Consider the following 17,881-nt stretch of genomic DNA (forward strand, 5'->3'; position numbering starts at 1 on the left):
ATCTGTCATTCCCGCGAAAGCGGGAATCCACGGCACCGGCTCGCTACGACCCGCCAGCGCTACACGATCTCGTCATAGAGGTCTCGCCAGTCCGGGTTCTGAGCTTCGATCAGCTCGATCTGCCAGGCGCGGCGCCACTTCTTCAGCTGCTTCTCCCGCACGATTGCGTTCTCTGCGCAGACGTGAGCTTCGTAGTATGCTCTTATGCTGCCACACCCGAGTTGCCAGCTGTGAGGTCACCCCGATGTACAGCGTGCCGTTCCGTTTGCTGGCCAGGATGTAAACGCAGAACTGCTTGTCCATAGCGCCAAACGCCAAACTGGATTCCCGCTTTCGCCGCTTCCGGGCAGAGATCCTCGGCGCAGGGAAGGGATAGCGCCAGACGCCAAACTGGATTCCCGCTTTCGCGGGAATGACGGCCATAACACCGAACCACGTTACCCACAAATTTGTCGCGCACCCGGTTGCGGCGGAGGGCAGAGCCGGCGTGGGGGCACGCCGGCTCTAGTTCGGCCATCACGCCGTTGCCTTGCTAGCCTGGGGCAACTGTGGCAAGCCGAGCCGCGGCGCACGTGGGAGAACTTGAGGGAGACAGACTCACGCGGCTCCGCGGCCGCTGTCGCTAGCGGTTTCAGCGGCGATCATCCGGCATTCCGGCTGTGGTGGTGGCTGGGGCTAATTGCGGTCACCGCCGGCTTCGCCGCCGCCGCCTACCGCGTGCGCTTTCACCTGCTCAACACCGAGGCCGATACCTGGGTGCATCTGGCGCTCATCCGGCACACCATGGAACATGGCTGGTTTGCCGGCGACGCTTTCTACGCGGACATGGGCACCCCGCCGTACTATTCGCTCCTACACGGCGCCGCGGCAGCTGTGTGCAGGCTGACCGGGCTGGCACCGCACGAGCTGTGGGTGGTGCTCCCGCCGTTTCTGATCGCCGCCACGGTGGCCGCCACCTTCGCCTGGCTGCGCGCACTGACGGGCGATATGCGCGTAGCGAGCATCGGCGCGCTGACGCAGCTGTTGCTCAGCGCCCCCGCTGATCCGGCCTGGTGCGTCATCATGTATCCGCGCGGCCTCGCCTTGGTCCCGTATGCTCTGGCGCTCTTCGCGTACCTGCGCTGGCACGAGCGCAGACAGCAGCGCTGGTTGGCGGCGGCCGCGCTGGCGCTGGGGGCGTGCTTGGCCACGCACTTGTTCTCCGGCGGCTTTTGCGCCCTTAGCCTCCTGTTCCTCGACTTGAGCCTTAGCCGCCGCCTCCCCTCGCTCGGGCTTGTCATGGTCGCTGCCGGCGGCCTGCTGCTCAGCGCCCCGTGGCTGCTCAACGTGCTCCTGCGCTGGCGTGAGCGCGAGGTGCTCGCACCCGAACTGTTTGATGCCAGTCAGCCGCTGTTCGGCCACGAGACCTGGTCGATCTCCTGGGGGCCGGCCACACTATTGATGTATCGGCCGGATGCGATCTTGAAAGCGCTGCCGGGACCGGTGTGGATACCGGTGGCGCTCGGTCTGCTGCTGGCGTTGTGGCGCTGGCGCACCGGCACCGCCACGGCGAGCGAGCGCTTCGCGCTCTACGCCACCTTCGGCACGCTGTTGCTGCTGCTCACGCCGATCTTCGGAGTGCTGAAAACAGCCGGCGGGGTGTGGACCGGACGCATGGTCCAAGTCATTCCCCTGGCGCTGCTGGCTGGCGCCGGCACGGTCGGTACCTCTAGCTTAGTGCGCCACTACGCCTGGCCGGGGCGCGCGGCCGCGCTGGCGCTCGGCGCCGGCGTGCTATGGGGAACGGCGCTGGCGGTGTGGACCTACTTCAACGCCTGGTCGCAGCTGACCTGGTTCTTCGCTCCCGGGCCATTGCAGAATTGGCACCTAGAGGACGAACTAGCGCAGACCGGCTTCACACCGCGGGTGGTGCTGTCCGACCCGATGACGTCGTACGTGCTCCCTTACTATCTGGGAACGGCGGTGGTGGCGATGCCGCCGGCACACGGGTCGGCGTATGTCGATCACCGCACCCGACTCAAAGCGGTCGCCAACGCCTTCAACCCGCTGACACGCAGCGCCGAGCTGTTTGCCATCCTCGACCGCTATCAGGTGGATGCAGTGGCCATCGCCGCGCCGCGGGTGTGGAACCAGCAACTGGCCACCCAAGCCGCGGCGCTGCTGCCGCGGCTACAGCGCATGGCGGCCTTCGAGGACACCGGCTGTTGCACCGGCCTGACGATTCTGCGCTATCGGCCCGAGCCCAGGCGCAAATGAGAATTGCCGGGTGCGGCAGAATCGGAAACCAACCGCCGAGAGCAGGTCTTCTACAACGGATTGAACTGATTGAACGGATTTCGCCGCATCGCCCAGCCGTAGCGAGGGCCCTCATCTCCGCGTCTCGGCGTCTCGGCGTCTCCGCGTCTCTGTGGTGAACTGCGCCGTTGGCACAACGGTCGCGTTTCGATTACTAACGCAAGCCGCAACATGGGACTCGTGATGCACTCCAGCGACAGCGAGCCGCCAACCCTCGTCATCATTCCCGCCTACAATGAGGGCCCGCGCCTCGCGCGCACTCTGGCTGATACCACGCGCGTGGTGCCGGCCGATGCCGTGGTGGTCATCGACGACGGCTCTTCTGATGATACGGCCGCGGTGGCGCGAGCGGCTGGGGTGCGGGTGGTCAGCCATCCGTTCAACCTCGGCTACGGTGCGGCGCTGCAGACCGGGTACAAATACGCCCAGCGCCAGCGCGCGCGCTGGCTGGTGCAGCTCGACGCCGATGGGCAGCATGATCCGGCCGATATCCCGCAGCTGCTCGCACCGCTTGAACGGGGCGCTGCGGACTTGGCCCTCGGCTCGCGCTTCATCGAGCCCTCCGGATACGCCATGGGGGCGGCGCGTGACACCGGCCGGCGCCTGCTGCAACGGCTGCTCGCGGCCCTCGGCGGTCCGCACATCACCGACCCGACCTCGGGCTATCAGGCAATGTCGGCGCGGATCGTTGAGCTCTACTGCCGCGAGTACTTCCCTGCAGACTACCCCGACGCCGACATGTTGCTGCTGCTGCACCGCTTCGGTTTTCGCATCGTGGAGGTGCCGGTGCGCATGGCGCCGAGCCCGCGCCGCTCGATGCATCAAGGGCTGGCGGTGGTGTACTACGCCTACAAGATGATGTTGTCATTGTTCCGGAGCGCATCGCTGCGCGCTCCCGGTCAGCCGCTTACGTGAAGGAGGAGCCATGCCCCCCGCTGAGCTCGATGCCGATACCCTGCGCCGTTTTCTGATGGAGCAACCCGAGGCCACCGCCACCCGGGTGCTGGCGGTGCTCGTCAGCCTGGCCATCTTCGCCAGCGTATTGCACCTGGTGCGCCGCGGGCGCTTGCGGGAGGAGTACTCGCCCATCTGGCTAGGGGTGGCCGTTGCGATCACGGTGCTCAGCCTTTGGTTCAGCGCGTTGCGTTGGCTAACGCAGCTGATCGGCGCCTGGACTCCGAGCTCGACGCTGTTCTTCTTCGGCGAGCTGTTTCTGCTGGCGATTTGTTTGCATTATGCCGTACGGCTGTCGCAGCTGACCAATCAGGTCAAGAACCTGGCACAGGAGCTGGCGATTTTGCGCAGCGATCTGGCGCGCACGGCTAGCGCGCGCGGCCCAGAACCCAAGCCGTCCGCGCCCGCACGATCCCAGCTATGAGATCTGGAACTCGGGAAATGACGGCGGCGCTGGGCATTGAGTGGACGAGGGCCAAGAAGAGGATTCGCCGAACGAGTGAGACCTTCGTGCTCTTCGCGCCCTTGGTGGTGCCAGGAAAGTCACGCGCCCCTCACCCCGACCAGGCGGGGGGTGATGGGTCAGCGCCGCAGCGCGGCGTCGGCGCGGCCGGTGATCAGCGGCAGGTCGAGGTAGGTCCGGATGCCCGGCGCGGCCTCGCACACGTACGGGATCGCGTTGACGCAATGCATGGCGGTGGCGACGATGCCGGGGTTGCGGTCGAGGTCGGCCTGCTCGAACGGCGGCTGCAATCCGCGAAAGGTAACCTTGATCGCCGGGTCGCCCTGCACCTCCACCTCGAAGCGCTCACCGCCAATCGTCCACGGCGGATCGAGGTGCTGCTCGCCCATCAGCCAATTGACCCGCACCGTAATCACGGGCTGGCCGTTGACGAGCCCCTGCCAAGCGAACCGTTGCGCGGCGACCGTGCCCGGAGCAATGACGCCGACGGGTGTTTCGATCGGCGCCGTGGCTACGGCCATTTCGTGGGCCGTGGCCTTTCGCGCGTCGAGCCGCATGCCTAGCGCCGCTGCCACCATGTCGATCGATTGGCCGAAACCGAAGCCGAGCAGATCGAGCATCGGGCTGCGCTTGGCTTCGTCCGGCGCCTTGCCGAACAGCATCAGCTCGCGCACGACCAGTTCGGCGCGGTAGACGCGAATGTCGGAGAACTCCTCGGCGCGAACGTGGCGGATGTTGCGTGACAGCGCTGAGATCGTCAGCGGCAGTAGCTCCGTGATACCACCCGGATGGATGCCCGTACCGTGCAGCGAAACACCGCCTGCGCGGCACGCCGCTTCGAGCTGCGCCACCCCGGGGGTGTTGAACGGATAGAACCAACCCACCGGGGTGACGACGTTCTTGCCCGACTCCAGCAGGCGAACCACCTCGTCGAGCTGCGGCAGCAAGGGGCTGTACAGCACGCAGTCAGCCGGCATTGCCAGAATTGCCTCGACGTCCGTCGTTGCCTGCACGCCGAGCCGCCCAATGCCGCACAACTCGCCGACATCGCGCCCGGTTTTGTCGGCGCTGTGCACCCAAGCGCCGACCAACTCCAGCTGCGGATGCGATACGATGCCTTGCACGGCGGCGCGGCCGACGTTACCGGTGGCCCACTGAATGACTCGATATGGCATGAGGCCCTCCCGCGCGCCTTTGTCCAACAGCGAGCGCTCGCTTGCAAGCGGCGGCTTCAGCCTGGCGCCGCCGTGCCCTCACGCCGTCTCCTCCGAGGCTAGCCCGTGTCGATCTCCCCACTCGACCCGCAGCCGCGGCCAGCCAGGCCCTTCCCGAGAACCAATGTGCACCGCAGCGCGGCGCATGGTAGGTGACGCCGGCAGCGAGGTGAGCAATGGGACGAGTTACGGTCGGCCATCAGGATGCGTGTCTGTATCCGCTCTGGCTCTCGCGCTTCAACGTGCGCTGGGCGCGGCTGATGGGGGCCTCGGCGCTCTGGCTGCCGGATCACTTCATGAGCTTCACGCCGGCGGAGGTGTGGCGGCCGGAGATCACCAGCGCCGCGCGTGTGGTGCCGTCAATCGACGCGCTGTTCGACCCGCTGCAACTGCTCGCCGTCATCGCGACACGGGTTCGCGGCCTCGACGTCGGCACGTCGGTGACCGAGAGCATTCGCCGCCACCCGATGTCGCTGGCCCAGTCGTTTGTGACGCTGGATCACATCTCGAAGGGGCGCGCCATTCTCGGCATCGGCAACGGCATTCGCGAGAACACCGAGCCGTACGGGCTGCCTTATGGCGACAACGTCGAGCGGCTGGCGGAGGCGCTGGCGATCATCCGGCTGCTGTGGAGCAGCGGTGGCCGGCCGGTGAGCTACGAAGGCCGCTTCTGGCAGCTGCGCGATGCGGTGTTCGGCCTGCCGCTCTACCGGGCCAAGCCGCCGCGGCTGTTCGTCGCCGCGCACTATCCGCGCATGCTCAGCCTGACCGGGCGCTTTGCCGACGGCTGGCTGCCGGGACAAAAGGTGACCGGCGATGAGTACGCCAAACGCTTGACCGTGATTCGCGCAGCGGCCGCGCGCGCCGGGCGCAACCTCGAAAGCTTCACCGCGACGCACACCATGATGGTGGCGCTCGGTGACAGCCGCGAGCGCGTACTCGAACGCGCCCTGGCCAGTCGCGTCTGCGCCAGCCTCGCGTTGGGTGCGCCGGCGGTGGTGTGGCGCGCGCACGGGCTTAGCCATCCACTTGGCGAAGAGCACGGCGGCTTCCTCGATCTGGTGCCGTCGCGGATCACCCGTGAACAAGTCGACCGCGCCGCGGCAACCATGACGCCGCAGCTGCTGCAGACGCTACTCTACGCCGGCAGCGCGCAAGAGATCTGCGATGAGGTGGCGCCGTTGGCTGAGGCCGGCTGCACTCATTTCATCCTGGCCAACGCCGGCGCCAGCTTCACCGGCGACGGAGCCAAAGGGCTGTGGCGACTGGGCGGGCTGATGCGGCGCTTGCGGCGGCTAGGCAGGTGACCGGGTCGCGGCCTTGTCAACACCGTGGCCGGACAACTATCGTCGGTCCATGACAATTCGCCTCGATACTCCCACGGGAACCGACGCGCTCACCGAGTTCCTGCTATTTCACGACGAAGTCTACAGCTACCGCGCGGCTCGCTGGCTCAGCATGGTGCCGTTTCAGCTGCCGATCCTCACCGGCGACAGCCCGTTCGCGCGCGATCGGGTGCTGCGCCCGTTTGTCGCTCGCGACGGCGGCCGCATCGTGGCCCGAGTGCTGGCAGCGATCGACCGGCGCTACCAGCAGCACTGGCACGAGCGGCTCGGGCACCTGTTGATGTTCGAGGCCCTGCCCGATACCCGCACAGCGGTTCGCCAGCTCATCGACGCCGCGTGCGAGTGGCTGGCGGCACAGGGCGCCAGCGCTGCGCGTGCCGGCATGGGCATGCTCGACTTCCCCTTCGCCGTCGATGACTACGAGACGTTGCCGGCCGGCTTTCTGCGCCAGAGCCCGGCGTACTACCACGCCCTACTCAAGGACGCGGGTTGCGAGACCGAGCGCGGCTTCGTCGACTACCGCCTCGTTGTGGCTCCCCAGTTGAGCGCTCGCTGGCAGAGTGCCCTGGAGGCCGCGCGGCGCAACGGCTTCGAACTCGTACCGCTCAACCAGGTGCCGCAACGCCGGCGCGTCGCTGAGTTCACGGCACTCTACAACGATGCCTTCAAGGCGCACTGGGGATACACGCCGTTCACCGTGGCCGAGGTTGCCGACATGACCGAGGCGCTAGCGCCCGCCGGCATGCTCGAAACCTCGCTTATCGCCTACCACGAAGGTGCGCCGGTGGGCGTGTTGTGGGTGACGCCGGAGACCTCGTTCCTGGCGCTGCTCGCACCCGGACGCGCACTGCGCGGCGAGGAGAAGGTCAACTTCCTCGGCATCGGCGTGCGCGAGCCGGCCCGCGGACGCGGCCTCAACCTCGCTATGGCGGCCCACGCCTATCTCGAACTGGCAGGCCGGGGCTACACCCACCTCAGCTACACGCTCGTGCTCGACGACAACTGGCCGTCACGCCGGACCGCGGAAAAGCTCGGGGCCCACGTCTGCGCCAACTACGTCGTCTACCGGCGCAACTTTCAGCGCTGACGATCGTCAGCCGCGGAACTCGGGTATGACCTCTTCGGCGAAGGCTTGGATCTCGTCGATGAAGTATGGCGCGAACACCATGAAGATGAAGTGCGTGACGCCGACCTTGGCATAGCGCTCGATGGTGTCGAGGCATTCCTGCCGGTCGCCGATCATGATCTGGCGGCGGGCGTCCTCGGGGCTGGCCTGGCGCATGTTGGCGACCAGCTGGCACATGAACTCCTGCCGCGGCGCCGCGGCTTTGTAGCACAGCGGCAGCATCACCGTCTTCTCGATCTTGCCGGTGTCGCGCCTGACCTTGTCGCCGTGCCGTTTGAGCACCTCGATCAGCGCACCCATGCGCTCGGCGCTGGCACCAGCGTTCCACATGTCCGCGTGCGTGGCGACGAGCTTGAGCAGAACCTTCTCACCCGTGCCGCCGATCATGATCGGCGGATGCGGCTGCTGCAGCGGCCGGGGCATGCACATGGCGTCGGTGACCGAGTAGTGCTTGCCGTGCAGCGTGGTCTTCGGCTGCGTCAGCATGCCGCGAATAATCCGGCACGCTTCATCGAGCGCCTCGAGCCGCCCTCGCACCGACTTGAAGTCGATGCCAAAGCTCCGGTGTTCGAGCTCGAACCAGCCGGCGCCGATGCCGAGATTGAAACGGCCACCGCTGATGTGATCGAGCGTGGCGGCCATCTTCGCGGTCAGGCAGGGGTGGCGGTAGGTGTTGCCGTTGACGAGATGGCCGATCCGCGCCCGGGTGGTGGCGTGGGCGAGCGCGCTCAGCGTCGTCCATCCTTCGAGGCACGGGCCTTCCGGGTCGACGAAGATGGGGTAGAAGTGATCGAAGTTCCAGAGTGAGTCGTATCCCCACGCGTCAGCGCGCTGCCAGAGATCGAGCATCTGAGCCCAATCAATCCCCTGCTGCCCGGTTTGAATGCCAAAGCGAATCGGGTGCGTACCCATGGGCGACTCCCTTCTTGTTCCGATTGTCGGTTGCTTGTTTCACGCGGCCGCCGCACGGTCAACCATGGCTGCTTGGGCGGCCGCGCAGCCTCCTCCCGTATGCGGCTTGCCGGCTCTTTCGCTCGCGGCTGCTTCTAGCTAAGGTGAGCGGCCACCGAGGCGTGGGCCGCCTCGGCGAAGTCGGACGGGCGAGCGGATGACAGACCGGGTAGCGAAAACAGACAACCGAACGCGGGCCGAGATGGCGGCTCAAAGCCGTGGCGATCTTGCCGCCCCTCACTTTTTGTTGGCGGTCCTCCGTCGCCTGCCGCTGCGATGACGGCCTTCCACAAGGTTCTCATCGCCAACCGCGGCGAGATCGCCTCGCGCATCATGCGCACGTGCCGCGCGATGGGCCTGGGCACGACGGCGATCTATGCCGATCCCGACCGCCACGCGCCGTTTGTGCGCGAGGCCGAGGAGGCGGTCTATATCGGCCCGCCGATCAGCAGCGGATCCTTTCTGGCCATCGAGAAGATCATCGACGCCGCGCGCCGGGTTGGCGCCGATGCGGTGCATCCGGGCTACGGCTTTCTGGCCGAGAACGCCGACTTCGCCCTGGCCTGCGCCGGCGCCGGTCTGGCATTTGTCGGGCCGAGTCCGGACTCGATCCGGCGCATGGGCAGCAAGATCGAGGCGAAGAAGATCATGGCTGCCGCCGGCGTACCGGTGATTCCCGGTTTCAGCGCGAATGGGCTGTCTGACCGCGAAGTTGCCGCGCGGGCGCAGGAGGTCGGCTACCCGATCCTCGTCAAAGCCTCGGCCGGTGGCGGTGGCAAAGGCATGCGCATCGTCCAGGATGCGGCGGCGCTCCCCGCCGCACTGGCCGCGGCCCGGCGCGAGGCCAAGAGCGCCTTCGCTGACGATACCTTGCTGATCGAACGCTACTTCGACTCGCCGCGCCACATCGAGATTCAGATTCTCGGCGACCAGCACGGCAACCTGCTGCACTGCTTCGAACGCGAGTGCTCGATCCAGCGGCGCTACCAGAAGATCATCGAGGAAGCGCCGTCACCGGCCGTCGATGAGCGCCTGCGCGCGCGCATGACCAGCGCCGCCGTCACCGCCGGGCGCGCCCTCGGCTACTACAGCGCCGGCACGGTTGAATTTGTCGTCGATCAGCAGGGCGAGTTCTACTTCCTCGAGGTCAACACCCGCTTGCAAGTGGAACACCCGGTTACGGAAGAGGTCACCGGCCTCGATCTGGTGCGACTACAGATCCTGGTGGCGCAGGGCGCCGCGCTGCCCCTGCGACAGGAAGATATCGCAATCCGCGGCCACGCCGTCGAGTGCCGGGTCTACGCGGAAGATCCCTACGCCGACTTCCTGCCGTCCACCGGCACCCTGGTGCGCTGGGAAACCCCCGCCGTGCCCGGCATCCGCTACGAGAGCGGTGTAGAAACCGGCTCGGAAGTGACGATCTACTACGACCCGATGCTGGCTAAGGTCATCGCCCGCGCGCCGGGGCGCGCCGAGGCGGTGCGGCGAGTGGCCAAGGCGCTCAGCGGCATGCGCGTGCACGGGCTGCGCACCAATATCCCGCTGCTGCTCGCGGTCCTGCGCCATCCCGAGTTCGTCGCCGGCAACCTCGACACCCATTTCATCGCCAAGCACATCGCTCTGGCACAGCGGCGAACCCCGGCGCAGGCCGAGGCCGACAGCGTGCATGCGATCGCCATCACCTTGTGGCTGCAACAGCAGCGGCGCGCCGAAGCCCCGGTGCTGCGCGGGCTGCCGTCGGGATGGCGCAATAACCCGAGCCAGATGCAAGAGACCGCCTTCACCAGCGGCGAGGCGACCATCACCGTGCGCTATCGTGTGCACTCGGGTGACGACATCGAGGTGATTGTCGATGGCAAGTCGCTCAAGGCCGCCGTGCTCTCATGTGATGCCACGCACGTGGCGCTAGCTATCGACGGCGTGCGCCGTAGCTGCACACTCCTGGCGCACGCCGACATCCATTACGCGCACAGCGCGCTCGGCAGCTCGGAGCTGCGCGAGCTAGCGCGCTTTCCGCCGCCGGAGCGGGAGGAAGTTGCCGGCGGCTGCCACGCGCCGATGCCCGGCAAGATCCTGTCCGTGCGCGTTACCGTCGGCCAGACGGTCAAGAAGGGCGCCCCGCTGGTGATCCTCGAAGCCATGAAGATGGAGCACGAGGTGGCCGCGCCCCACGATGGCGTCGTCCGCGAGGTGAAGGTGGAAACCGGGCAGCAGGTGGATGCCGGCGAGGTGTTGGTGGTGCTCGAAACCGACGAACACGGAAAGGCAGGCAACCTGGCGACAACGGATTAAACGGATTCGGACGATAGGGATCGAATGCAATCGGTACAATCCGTTTGATCCGTTAAATCCGGTGTCAGCCTCCCCGTCCGAAGGAGCACACACAATGAGTGAAGCAACGATCTACGAGATCCGCCGCGACGCCGCCTGGATCACGCTCAATCAGCCGGACAAGCGCAATGCCCTGAGCGAGGCGGTGGTGGCGGGATTGCTCGCCGGCCTGCGCTCGGCGATCGCGGATGAGCGCGTGCGGGTGATCGTCATCACCGGCGCCGGCCCGGCGTTTTGCGCCGGCGCCGACCTGAAAAGCGGCGGCGTCAGGGCAACGGACGAGGAGAACCCGTTCGTGACGGTGATGAAGACGATCTGGGAGTCGCCCAAGCCGGTGATCGGTAGGATCAACGGCCCCGCCTTCGGTGGCGGCGTCGGGTTGGCTGCGGCATGCGATCTCACCGTCGCCGCCGACTCGGCGGTGTTCAGCTTCAGCGAAGTGCGGGTCGGCGTCATCCCGGCAATGATATCGGTGCTGGTAATTCCCAAGCTCGGCATTCAGAACACGATGTGGCTGTTCCTCACCGGTGAGCGCTTCTCGGCGCAGCGCGCTGCGGATCTCGGGTTGATTCATCGCACCGTCCCGGCCGCCGACCTCGATAAAGCGGTCGCGGAAGTAATCGCCATGGTCCGCCTCGGCGGCCCCAACGCCATCGGCGAGGCCAAGCAACTGGTGCGGCGCATTCCCGGGCTGTCACTGGACGAAGGTTTTCGTTACACCAGCAAGAAAATCGGCCAACTGTTCGCCTCCGCCGAAGCCGCCGAGGGCATGCAAGCATTCGTTGAGAAACGCAAACCCAAGTGGGCAGAGTAATCAGGTTCCCTCTCCCTCTGGGAGAGGGCCGAGGAACGAATCATGACTGACATCCTTCGTATCGCCAACTGCAGCGGCTTTTACGGCGACCGGCTGAGCGCAGCCCGCGAGATGGTCGAGGGTGGGCCGATCGACGTGCTCACCGGCGACTACCTGGCCGAGCTGACGATGATGATCCTGTTCAAGGATCGCATGAAGAGTCCCGGCGGAGGTTTCGCCAAGACCTTCCTGCGCCAGATGGAAGAGGTGTTGGGTGCGTGTGTGCAGCGGGGTATCAAGATCGTCGTCAATGCCGGCGGTCTCAACCCGGCCGGACTCGCCGAGGAAGTCGAGCGGCTAGCCGCTCGGCTCGGCGTCAAGGCGCGGATCGCTCACGTTGCCGGGGATGACCTGCTGGCGCAGTTGCCCGAACTGCAGGCGCGCGGCTTCGAGCTGCGGCATCTCGACAAGGACATCCCGCTCAGCTCGCTCGATGCACAGGTGGTGACAGCCAACGCCTACTTGGGGTGTTGGGGAATTGTGGAAGCGTTGCGGCGCGGTGCCGAGGTCGTGATCTGCCCGCGCGTGACCGATGCCGCGCTGACGCTCGGCCCCGCGGCCTGGAAGTTCAATTGGGCGCGCGACGACTGGGACCGGTTGGCGGCCGGCATCGTCGCCGGTCACATCATCGAATGCGGCGCCCAGTGCACCGGCGGCAATTACTCCTTTTTCAAGGAGGTGCCGGAGATCGCGCGCATTGGTTTCCCGATCGCCGAGATGCACCGCGACGGCAGCTTCGTCATCACCAAGCATACCGGGACCGGCGGTCTGGTCTCCGTCGGCACCGTTACCGCGCAGTTGCTGTACGAGATTCAGGGGCCGCGCTACTTGAACCCCGACGTCACCACGCGCTTCGACTCGATCCGGCTCGAACAGGAAGGTCCGGACCGGGTGCGGGTAAGCGGGGTGAAGGGCGAACCCGCTCCGCCGACTACCAAGGTCTGCATCAATTACCTCGCGGGCTACAAGAACTCGATGACATTCGTGCTCGCCGGCCTCGACATCGAAGAAAAGGCGCGCACGGCGGAGGAGACGTTTTGGACGCTCAGCGGCGGCCAGCAGCGCTTCGCCGAAGCCTCGGTGCGCCTGACGCGCTCCGATCGCCTCGATCCGCGCTCGAACGAGGACGCCTTCGCCTACCTGCAACTCTCGGTCAAGGATCGCGATGCCAACCGAGTGGGACGAGTGTTCAGCAACAAGGTGGTGGAGATGGCGCTGGCGAACTACCCGGGTTTCTTCATGACCACGCCACCGAGCGAGGCCTCGCCCTACGGCGTCTACTGGCCGGCGCTGGTGCCTTCGGAGGTGGTGCAGCATTGCGTGGTGATCGCCGGCGACACCATCGCGATTCCACCGGTACTGCCGCCGGCCAGTGCAATGGAAGCCGCGGTACCGGCCGTCGCCATCGCGGCGCCGCCGGCCGGCCCAACGAAGCGCTTAGCGCTGGGGACGATTTGTGGCGCCCGTTCCGGCGATAAGGGCGGCAACGCCAACGTCGGCGTCTGGGTCAAGAACGGCGCGGCCTACGCCTGGCTCGAGCGCTATCTGACTACCGAGAGGCTGCAGCTCCTGCTACCCGAAACCGCCAGCCTGCGCGTCGAGCGCTACCCGTTGCCCAACCTGTTGAGCATCAACTTCGTCATCAACGGCCTGCTCGGCGACGGCGTGGCCGCATCAACGCGCGGTGATCCGCAGGCCAAGAGTTTGGGCGAGTACCTGCGCGCCAAGATCGTCGACATTCCGCAGGCGCTGCTGGCAGGCTGAGCCGGCGCAAGAGCGCTCGGGCGCGGCCGCTGCCGGCGCCGCTGGAAGGTTTTCGTCGTGGCAGAAGGCCACTTGGGTCGCGGCGCGATCAGCGGGCACGACGCGCGGCTAGGCGTTGGGGTGCGCGCGCTGGTGCCGCGACCTTGGCCGAGCGGGCGCCGGCCGGAAGGCGCAGCACGCGACCGGCGGCCACACGGCGGGCGTCGCGAATACGGTTCGCTTTGAGCAAAGCGGTCAGGCTGACGCCGTGGCGCTTGGCCACCGCCGCCAGGCTGTCGCCTTTACGCAGTTTGTAGGTCTCCGGCGTCGAGGGCAGCGGCGCGGCCACTACCTGCCTAGCATCGTGGCGCATTCGGGCCAGCGCCACCTCGACGATGTCCTTGGTGCCTTTGGGGACACGCACGGTGTAGCCCTGGGGCGGGGTGACGCCGCGGTGTAACGCCGGGTTCAGTTCGCTGATCTGGTCGACCGAGGTGTTGGTGATCTTGGCCACGGTCTTGAGCGGCACCGAATGGCTGACGCGCACCAAGTCGTATTGCAGCGGTTCGTCCGGCGGCTGCTCGAAGCCGTACGCGGTCGGGTCTTGGGCAATCTGCAACGCGGCCAAGAACTGCGGCACGAAGTTGCAGGTCTCGCGCGCCAGATAGCCGCGCTCGCTCATTTCCCAGTAATCCTCGGCGCGGCCGCGATTCAACTCACGTTGGATATGCATTTCGCCGGTGTTGTAAGCCGCCAGCGACAAATGCCAGTCGCCGAATTGGGCGTAAAGGTCTTTGAGGTAGCGGGCCGCGGCCCGCGTGGCCTTCACCGGATCGCGGCGCTCGTCGACGTAGCCGTCGATGCGTAGCCCGTAGCGCCGGCCGGTGGCGCGGATAAATTGCCAGGGCCCGACAGCGCCCGCGCGCGAGACCGCGTGGGTGCGAAAGCCGCTCTCGATCAAGGGCAGGTAAGCCAGTTCGGTAGGCACGTTCTCTTCGCGCAGCACCCGTTCCATCCGCGGTAAATAGCGGCTGCCGCGGTTGAGCGCCCGCTGGTAGAAGCCCCTGGAATCTGTTTGAAAGCTGGTGACGTAGTCGTCGACGCGCGGGTGCGAGACGCTGAACTGATCGGCCCGGCTTCGTTGCGCGGCGCTGCCGGATTCGGGCAGTGAGGGACGGGCGAGGCTGAACTGCGGGGGTTCCGCCGCGGCCGGCCCGGCGGCGTACTCGGCAAGAAACGGTTCGGCGGTGTGGTTTACGCGGTAGGCGCTACAACCAGCCAGGTGCCAGGTTCCGACGAGGAGCGTAATCCCCAACCAGCGGGGGAGTACGGCTCCATATGTGCGAGCCCCCATTTGGGTTCCTCCCTCGTGATCTCTTGGGTCGTCTGGGTGGGGAAGAGCCGGAGGCGCCCTCAGACGACACAGCCAGATGTTACACTGCTCAATTCTCCGACCCGCGGCGGGTGCTTGCGCGCTCGGCGCGAGTCGCGTTGCTCGTAACATAGCCGGCCGCGCGCGACAAGCCTTCGAGGCTGGCTTTTTTGCCCTTGTCCGGCGCTCGCGGAGTGCGACCGCCGGGCTGCGCGGTAAATGCGTGCACGTGAAGATTTGCTCGAGCCCTCGGCATTCATCGGATTCATCGGCCGGACAGCTTGACAGCGCACGGGCTGAGCCGCAGGATACCCGCGGCACCATCGGGCAACGGTCCGCAAGTGCCGAAACAGCCGATGCGCCTGACCCGTTCGACTCTCGCTCTCTCTCTGCTGGCGGTGATTGCCGTGCTGGCGGTGGCGTTGCGCCCGGCGGCACAAGAGACCGAGGAGCCGGGCTCGTCCAAGGTTGCCGACAGTGAGCTGCAGACTTTCATCGCCGTCTACAGCGCGATGCAAATGGATCATGACCTGACGATCGAGCGCGCCGTGGAGCCGTACCATATGAGCGTCGATGCCTTCCGGCAGTTGGAGCGCCGAGTGCAAGCCGAGCAACGGCTGGTAGACAAGGCGCGGCAGGCGCTGCTGGTACAGGCACAGGGTCGCGCGGTGCTGGGCGAGGCGCCCACCCCCACGCCCAGCCCGACGCCGACCGCGGTGCCGCCGCCACGGCGCCAGCACACACGCAAGCGCTAGTAGCCCGTCCTGGCAATGGCGGCCGGCCCCAGTGCGCGTCGACGTAACCTGCAAGAAGTGCCGCGATCGCCGCCGCCTCGATGTTGGTGATCCCGGCAGTCAGCCGCTTGAGGAATACGTGCGCCTGCTCAACGATCGGCTGCGCCATCGCCCCAGCTTCGAGTGCTTTGGCGGTCACCTGGAAGTCGCGCCGCCGGTGCCCGATTTCTGGGAGATCCATTGGGAGACGCTCGGCGACTAAGCCCCGCAGGTTGCGTACGGGGCTGCCGGCCCCGGGCAAGACCGGCACGAAATCGGCGCTTGCAACCTAAGTGCAGTGTGGGCAGACTGAAACAGCCGGCAACCCCCGGAGGAGGACGATGGCTGACGACCACGAAGAGACCGACCCGCTAGATCCCCAGGAGATAGTTAGCATGCTGGAGGATGTGCGCGCCCGACTGCGCATTGCGATCTGGGCGCTGCATGGCATGCACCAGGACATGAACGCTCTGACGGTAGACGACGTGTCGGACATCGAGCATTTGTTGGCCGAAACCCTCGACCGCGTGCTGGCGCCAGCCAGTGATGCCGTGAGCCAACTCCTCGAGGTGAGCCCGGGCGGCGGCCCGGTCACCACTCACTGATTGCGTACCCGCGGCCCCTGGGCCGGTGGAATCCCACGTGCCGGTAGCGGCAGTTGCCTGCGAGTTGGCGACGTTGCCAGAGCTGGGGCGGGCGGTTGTTGCTTGCCGCGCCTGTCCGCGGCTGGTGGCACATCGCGAGCGGGTCGCGCACGAAAAGCGCCGCCAGTATCTTGATTGTGCCTACTGGGGCAAACCCCTGCCGGGTTTCGGTGACCCGCAAGCGCGCGTGCTGCTGGTCGGCTTGGCGCCAGCCGCACACGGCGGTAATCGCACCGGGCGGCTGTTTACCGGTGACCGCAGCGGAGATTGGCTGTTCGCCGCGCTCCATGCCGCCGGCTTTGCCAATCAGCCCGAATCCACTGATCGCCGGGACGGCTTGCGGCTTACTGACGCTTACATCACGGCCGCAGTGCGTTGTGCTCCGCCCGACAACAAGCCGTCGCGGGTTGAGCTGGAGCGCTGCCGTGCGTACCTGGCGCGGGAGCTGCAGTTGCTCCCGCGCGTGCAGGTGGTCGTGGCGCTCGGACGCATCGCCATGGACGGCTACTTGGCAGCGCGTGCGGCGGCGGGCCAAAGCGTGCCGCGCCCTCGGCCCAGCTTCGGTCACGGCGCAACTCACCAGCTGGGTGAGCTGACGCTGGTGACCTCCTACCACCCGAGCCAGCAAAATACGCTCACCGGGCGGCTCACCCGGGCGATGCTGGCCGAGGTGTTCGTCACCGTGCGGCGGCTGCTACAGCGCGCCCGTGACCAAACCGGGCGTGGCCCTTGACCTGCACCGTGCAAGTGCGGTCTGGTGCCGGCGGGAACTTGGCAGGGAGGCGAGCGATGCTGCGATTTCCAGAAGGCTTTCTGTGGGGCACGGCGACGGCGGCGTATCAGATCGAGGGCGCGCACAAAGCCGACGGCAAGGGGTCGTCGATTTGGGACACCTTCAGTCATACGCCGGGCAAGATCTTCGAGGATCACAACGGTGATGTCGCCTGCGATCACTATCACCGTTACCGCGACGACGTCGCGATCATGGCTGCCCTCGGCCTCAACGCCTACCGCTTCTCGGTGTCCTGGCCGCGCGTGCTGCCGCAAGGCACCGGCGCGCCCAATCAGGCGGGGCTCGATTTCTACAGCCGGCTGGTCGATGCCCTTCTGGAGCAACGCATCCGGCCTTTCATCACGCTGTACCATTGGGACTTGCCGCAGGCGCTGGAGGAGCGCGGCGGCTGGGGTGCGCGTGACACGGCGGCGGCCTTCGGGGATTACGCGGCCTTGCTGGGACGTACCCTCGGTGACCGGGTCAAGGACTGGATCACGCTCAACGAACCGCTCGCGACCGTGGCTGGTGGATACATCTTCGGCATGCTGGCCCCGGGCAAGACCGATCCGGCGCTGGGCTTCCAGGCCTCGCACCACCTCAACTTGGCCCACGGCCACGCGGTGCGGGCGCTGCGGGCAGCGGTGGCAGACTCGCACCTCGGCATCACCCAGGTGTCGATGCCGGTCTATCCGGCGACCGACAGTGAGGCCGACCGCGCCGCCGCGCACCGTTACGATGGCTTTACTAACCGCTGGTATTGGGACCCGCCGCTCAAAGGTGGGTATCCCGCCGACATCCTCGAACGGCTCGGCCCGCTGGCGCCGAAGATCACCAACGGTGACCTCGCCCTGCTGTCACCGCCGATCGATTTCTTCGGCCACAACAGCTACTCGCGCGCGCTCGTGAAGGACGATCCTGATTCGCTGCTGCTGGGGGCTGCGCGAGTGAAGGCGGAAGGCCGGCCACATACGGAGATGGGCTGGGAGGTCTATCCCGACCACCTTTACGACGCGCTGATGCGGATCACGCGCGACTATGAAG

At 66.6% G+C, this 17,881-nt stretch carries 16 protein-coding genes and 1 pseudogene; 13 read left to right on the plus strand and 4 right to left on the minus strand.

Annotation, left to right across the window (positions count from 1 at the left end; genetic code table 11):
• Nucleotides 1–59: 59 nt before the first annotated feature.
• Nucleotides 60–303: pseudogene (locus HY699_03890) on the minus strand (GIY-YIG nuclease family protein).
• A 279-nt stretch (nucleotides 304–582) separates the two neighbouring features.
• On the opposite strand from HY699_03890, the gene HY699_03895 reads away from it, so the two are divergent.
• The 3 genes from HY699_03895 (at nucleotide 583) to HY699_03905 (ending at nucleotide 3,673) form a co-directional block, all read left to right on the plus strand.
• Nucleotides 583–2,256, plus strand: a complete 1,674-nt coding sequence (locus HY699_03895; protein MBI4514943.1) for a hypothetical protein — start codon at nucleotides 583–585, stop codon at nucleotides 2,254–2,256.
• A 210-nt stretch (nucleotides 2,257–2,466) separates the two neighbouring features.
• Complete coding sequence (locus HY699_03900; protein MBI4514944.1) at nucleotides 2,467–3,210, plus strand: glycosyltransferase family 2 protein; 744 nt, start codon at nucleotides 2,467–2,469, stop codon at nucleotides 3,208–3,210.
• A gap of 10 nt (nucleotides 3,211–3,220) precedes the next feature.
• Nucleotides 3,221–3,673 carry a DUF2304 domain-containing protein gene (locus HY699_03905; protein MBI4514945.1) on the plus strand — a complete coding sequence of 151 codons (453 nt, stop codon included), beginning with the start codon at nucleotides 3,221–3,223 and terminating at the stop codon, nucleotides 3,671–3,673.
• A gap of 158 nt (nucleotides 3,674–3,831) precedes the next feature.
• Here the strand turns inward: HY699_03905 and HY699_03910 are convergent, their stop codons facing one another.
• Nucleotides 3,832–4,887, minus strand: coding sequence for a dihydrodipicolinate reductase (locus tag HY699_03910; protein ID MBI4514946.1), 1,056 nt, complete (start codon nucleotides 4,885–4,887; stop codon nucleotides 3,832–3,834).
• A 215-nt stretch (nucleotides 4,888–5,102) separates the two neighbouring features.
• Here HY699_03910 and HY699_03915 point away from each other — a divergent pair, with 215 nt between their 5' ends.
• Both HY699_03915 and HY699_03920 read left to right on the plus strand, forming a co-directional pair.
• Complete coding sequence (locus HY699_03915; GenBank protein ID MBI4514947.1) at nucleotides 5,103–6,233, plus strand: LLM class flavin-dependent oxidoreductase; 1,131 nt, start codon at nucleotides 5,103–5,105, stop codon at nucleotides 6,231–6,233.
• 49 nt (nucleotides 6,234–6,282) lie between these two features.
• The gene (locus HY699_03920; protein ID MBI4514948.1) at nucleotides 6,283–7,359 is read left to right on the plus strand and encodes a hypothetical protein; all 1,077 of its coding nucleotides are present in this window, start codon (nucleotides 6,283–6,285) and stop codon (nucleotides 7,357–7,359) included.
• A 6-nt stretch (nucleotides 7,360–7,365) separates the two neighbouring features.
• On the opposite strand, the gene HY699_03925 is transcribed toward HY699_03920, so the two are convergent.
• Entirely contained in the window at nucleotides 7,366–8,310 is a 945-nt protein-coding gene (locus tag HY699_03925) for a TIGR03560 family F420-dependent LLM class oxidoreductase (protein MBI4514949.1), read from the minus strand.
• 315 nt (nucleotides 8,311–8,625) lie between these two features.
• Between HY699_03925 and HY699_03930 the strand changes: the two genes are divergently transcribed.
• The 3 genes from HY699_03930 to HY699_03940 all read left to right on the plus strand — a co-directional run bounded on the left by HY699_03930 (nucleotide 8,626) and on the right by HY699_03940 (nucleotide 13,297).
• Nucleotides 8,626–10,641, plus strand: coding sequence for a biotin/lipoyl-binding protein (locus tag HY699_03930; protein ID MBI4514950.1), 2,016 nt, complete (start codon nucleotides 8,626–8,628; stop codon nucleotides 10,639–10,641).
• Nucleotides 10,642–10,735: 94 nt separating this feature from the next.
• Entirely contained in the window at nucleotides 10,736–11,494 is a 759-nt protein-coding gene (locus HY699_03935; GenBank protein MBI4514951.1) for an enoyl-CoA hydratase/isomerase family protein, read from the plus strand.
• Between the two features lie 42 nt (nucleotides 11,495–11,536).
• Nucleotides 11,537–13,297 (plus strand): DUF1446 domain-containing protein, encoded by a 1,761-nt coding sequence (locus HY699_03940; protein MBI4514952.1) that lies wholly within the window; start codon nucleotides 11,537–11,539, stop codon nucleotides 13,295–13,297.
• Nucleotides 13,298–13,385: 88 nt separating this feature from the next.
• On the opposite strand, the gene HY699_03945 is transcribed toward HY699_03940, so the two are convergent.
• On the minus strand, nucleotides 13,386–14,630 hold the full coding sequence (locus tag HY699_03945; protein ID MBI4514953.1) for a transglycosylase SLT domain-containing protein: 1,245 nt from the start codon (nucleotides 14,628–14,630) through the stop codon (nucleotides 13,386–13,388).
• Between the two features lie 374 nt (nucleotides 14,631–15,004).
• On the opposite strand from HY699_03945, the gene HY699_03950 reads away from it, so the two are divergent.
• The 5 genes from HY699_03950 to HY699_03970 all read left to right on the plus strand — a co-directional run.
• Nucleotides 15,005–15,403, plus strand: coding sequence for a hypothetical protein (locus HY699_03950; GenBank protein ID MBI4514954.1), 399 nt, complete (start codon nucleotides 15,005–15,007; stop codon nucleotides 15,401–15,403).
• A 31-nt stretch (nucleotides 15,404–15,434) separates the two neighbouring features.
• The gene (locus HY699_03955) at nucleotides 15,435–15,644 is read left to right on the plus strand and encodes a hypothetical protein (protein MBI4514955.1); all 210 of its coding nucleotides are present in this window, start codon (nucleotides 15,435–15,437) and stop codon (nucleotides 15,642–15,644) included.
• A gap of 118 nt (nucleotides 15,645–15,762) precedes the next feature.
• Nucleotides 15,763–16,026 (plus strand): hypothetical protein, encoded by a 264-nt coding sequence (locus HY699_03960; GenBank protein MBI4514956.1) that lies wholly within the window; start codon nucleotides 15,763–15,765, stop codon nucleotides 16,024–16,026.
• A gap of 64 nt (nucleotides 16,027–16,090) precedes the next feature.
• Nucleotides 16,091–16,798, plus strand: coding sequence for a uracil-DNA glycosylase (locus HY699_03965; GenBank protein ID MBI4514957.1), 708 nt, complete (start codon nucleotides 16,091–16,093; stop codon nucleotides 16,796–16,798).
• Nucleotides 16,799–16,854: 56 nt separating this feature from the next.
• Nucleotides 16,855–17,881, plus strand: a 1,027-nt coding sequence (locus HY699_03970) for a family 1 glycosylhydrolase (protein ID MBI4514958.1), incomplete at its 3' end; no start/stop codon positions are given.

Source organism: Deltaproteobacteria bacterium, assembly GCA_016210005.1.
GTDB lineage: Bacteria > Desulfobacterota > Binatia > HRBIN30 > JACQVA1 > JACQVA1.

Bases quoted from the DNA above. Each gene is read 5' to 3' on its own strand.
- HY699_03915 (MBI4514947.1), top strand. From the start codon at position 5,103: ATGGGACGAGTTACGGTCGGCCATCAGGATGCGTGTCTGTATCCGCTC.
- HY699_03920 (MBI4514948.1), top strand. From the start codon at position 6,283: ATGACAATTCGCCTCGATACTCCCACGGGAACCGACGCGCTCACCGAG.
- HY699_03940 (MBI4514952.1), top strand. From the start codon at position 11,537: ATGACTGACATCCTTCGTATCGCCAACTGCAGCGGCTTTTACGGCGAC.
- HY699_03960 (MBI4514956.1), top strand. From the start codon at position 15,763: ATGGCTGACGACCACGAAGAGACCGACCCGCTAGATCCCCAGGAGATA.
- HY699_03930 (MBI4514950.1), top strand. From the start codon at position 8,626: ATGACGGCCTTCCACAAGGTTCTCATCGCCAACCGCGGCGAGATCGCC.
- HY699_03910 (MBI4514946.1), bottom strand. From the start codon at position 4,887: ATGCCATATCGAGTCATTCAGTGGGCCACCGGTAACGTCGGCCGCGCC.
- HY699_03950 (MBI4514954.1), top strand. From the start codon at position 15,005: ATGCGCCTGACCCGTTCGACTCTCGCTCTCTCTCTGCTGGCGGTGATT.
- HY699_03900 (MBI4514944.1), top strand. From the start codon at position 2,467: ATGGGACTCGTGATGCACTCCAGCGACAGCGAGCCGCCAACCCTCGTC.
- HY699_03945 (MBI4514953.1), bottom strand. From the start codon at position 14,630: ATGGGGGCTCGCACATATGGAGCCGTACTCCCCCGCTGGTTGGGGATT.
- HY699_03935 (MBI4514951.1), top strand. From the start codon at position 10,736: ATGAGTGAAGCAACGATCTACGAGATCCGCCGCGACGCCGCCTGGATC.
- HY699_03925 (MBI4514949.1), bottom strand. From the start codon at position 8,310: ATGGGTACGCACCCGATTCGCTTTGGCATTCAAACCGGGCAGCAGGGG.
- HY699_03905 (MBI4514945.1), top strand. From the start codon at position 3,221: ATGCCCCCCGCTGAGCTCGATGCCGATACCCTGCGCCGTTTTCTGATG.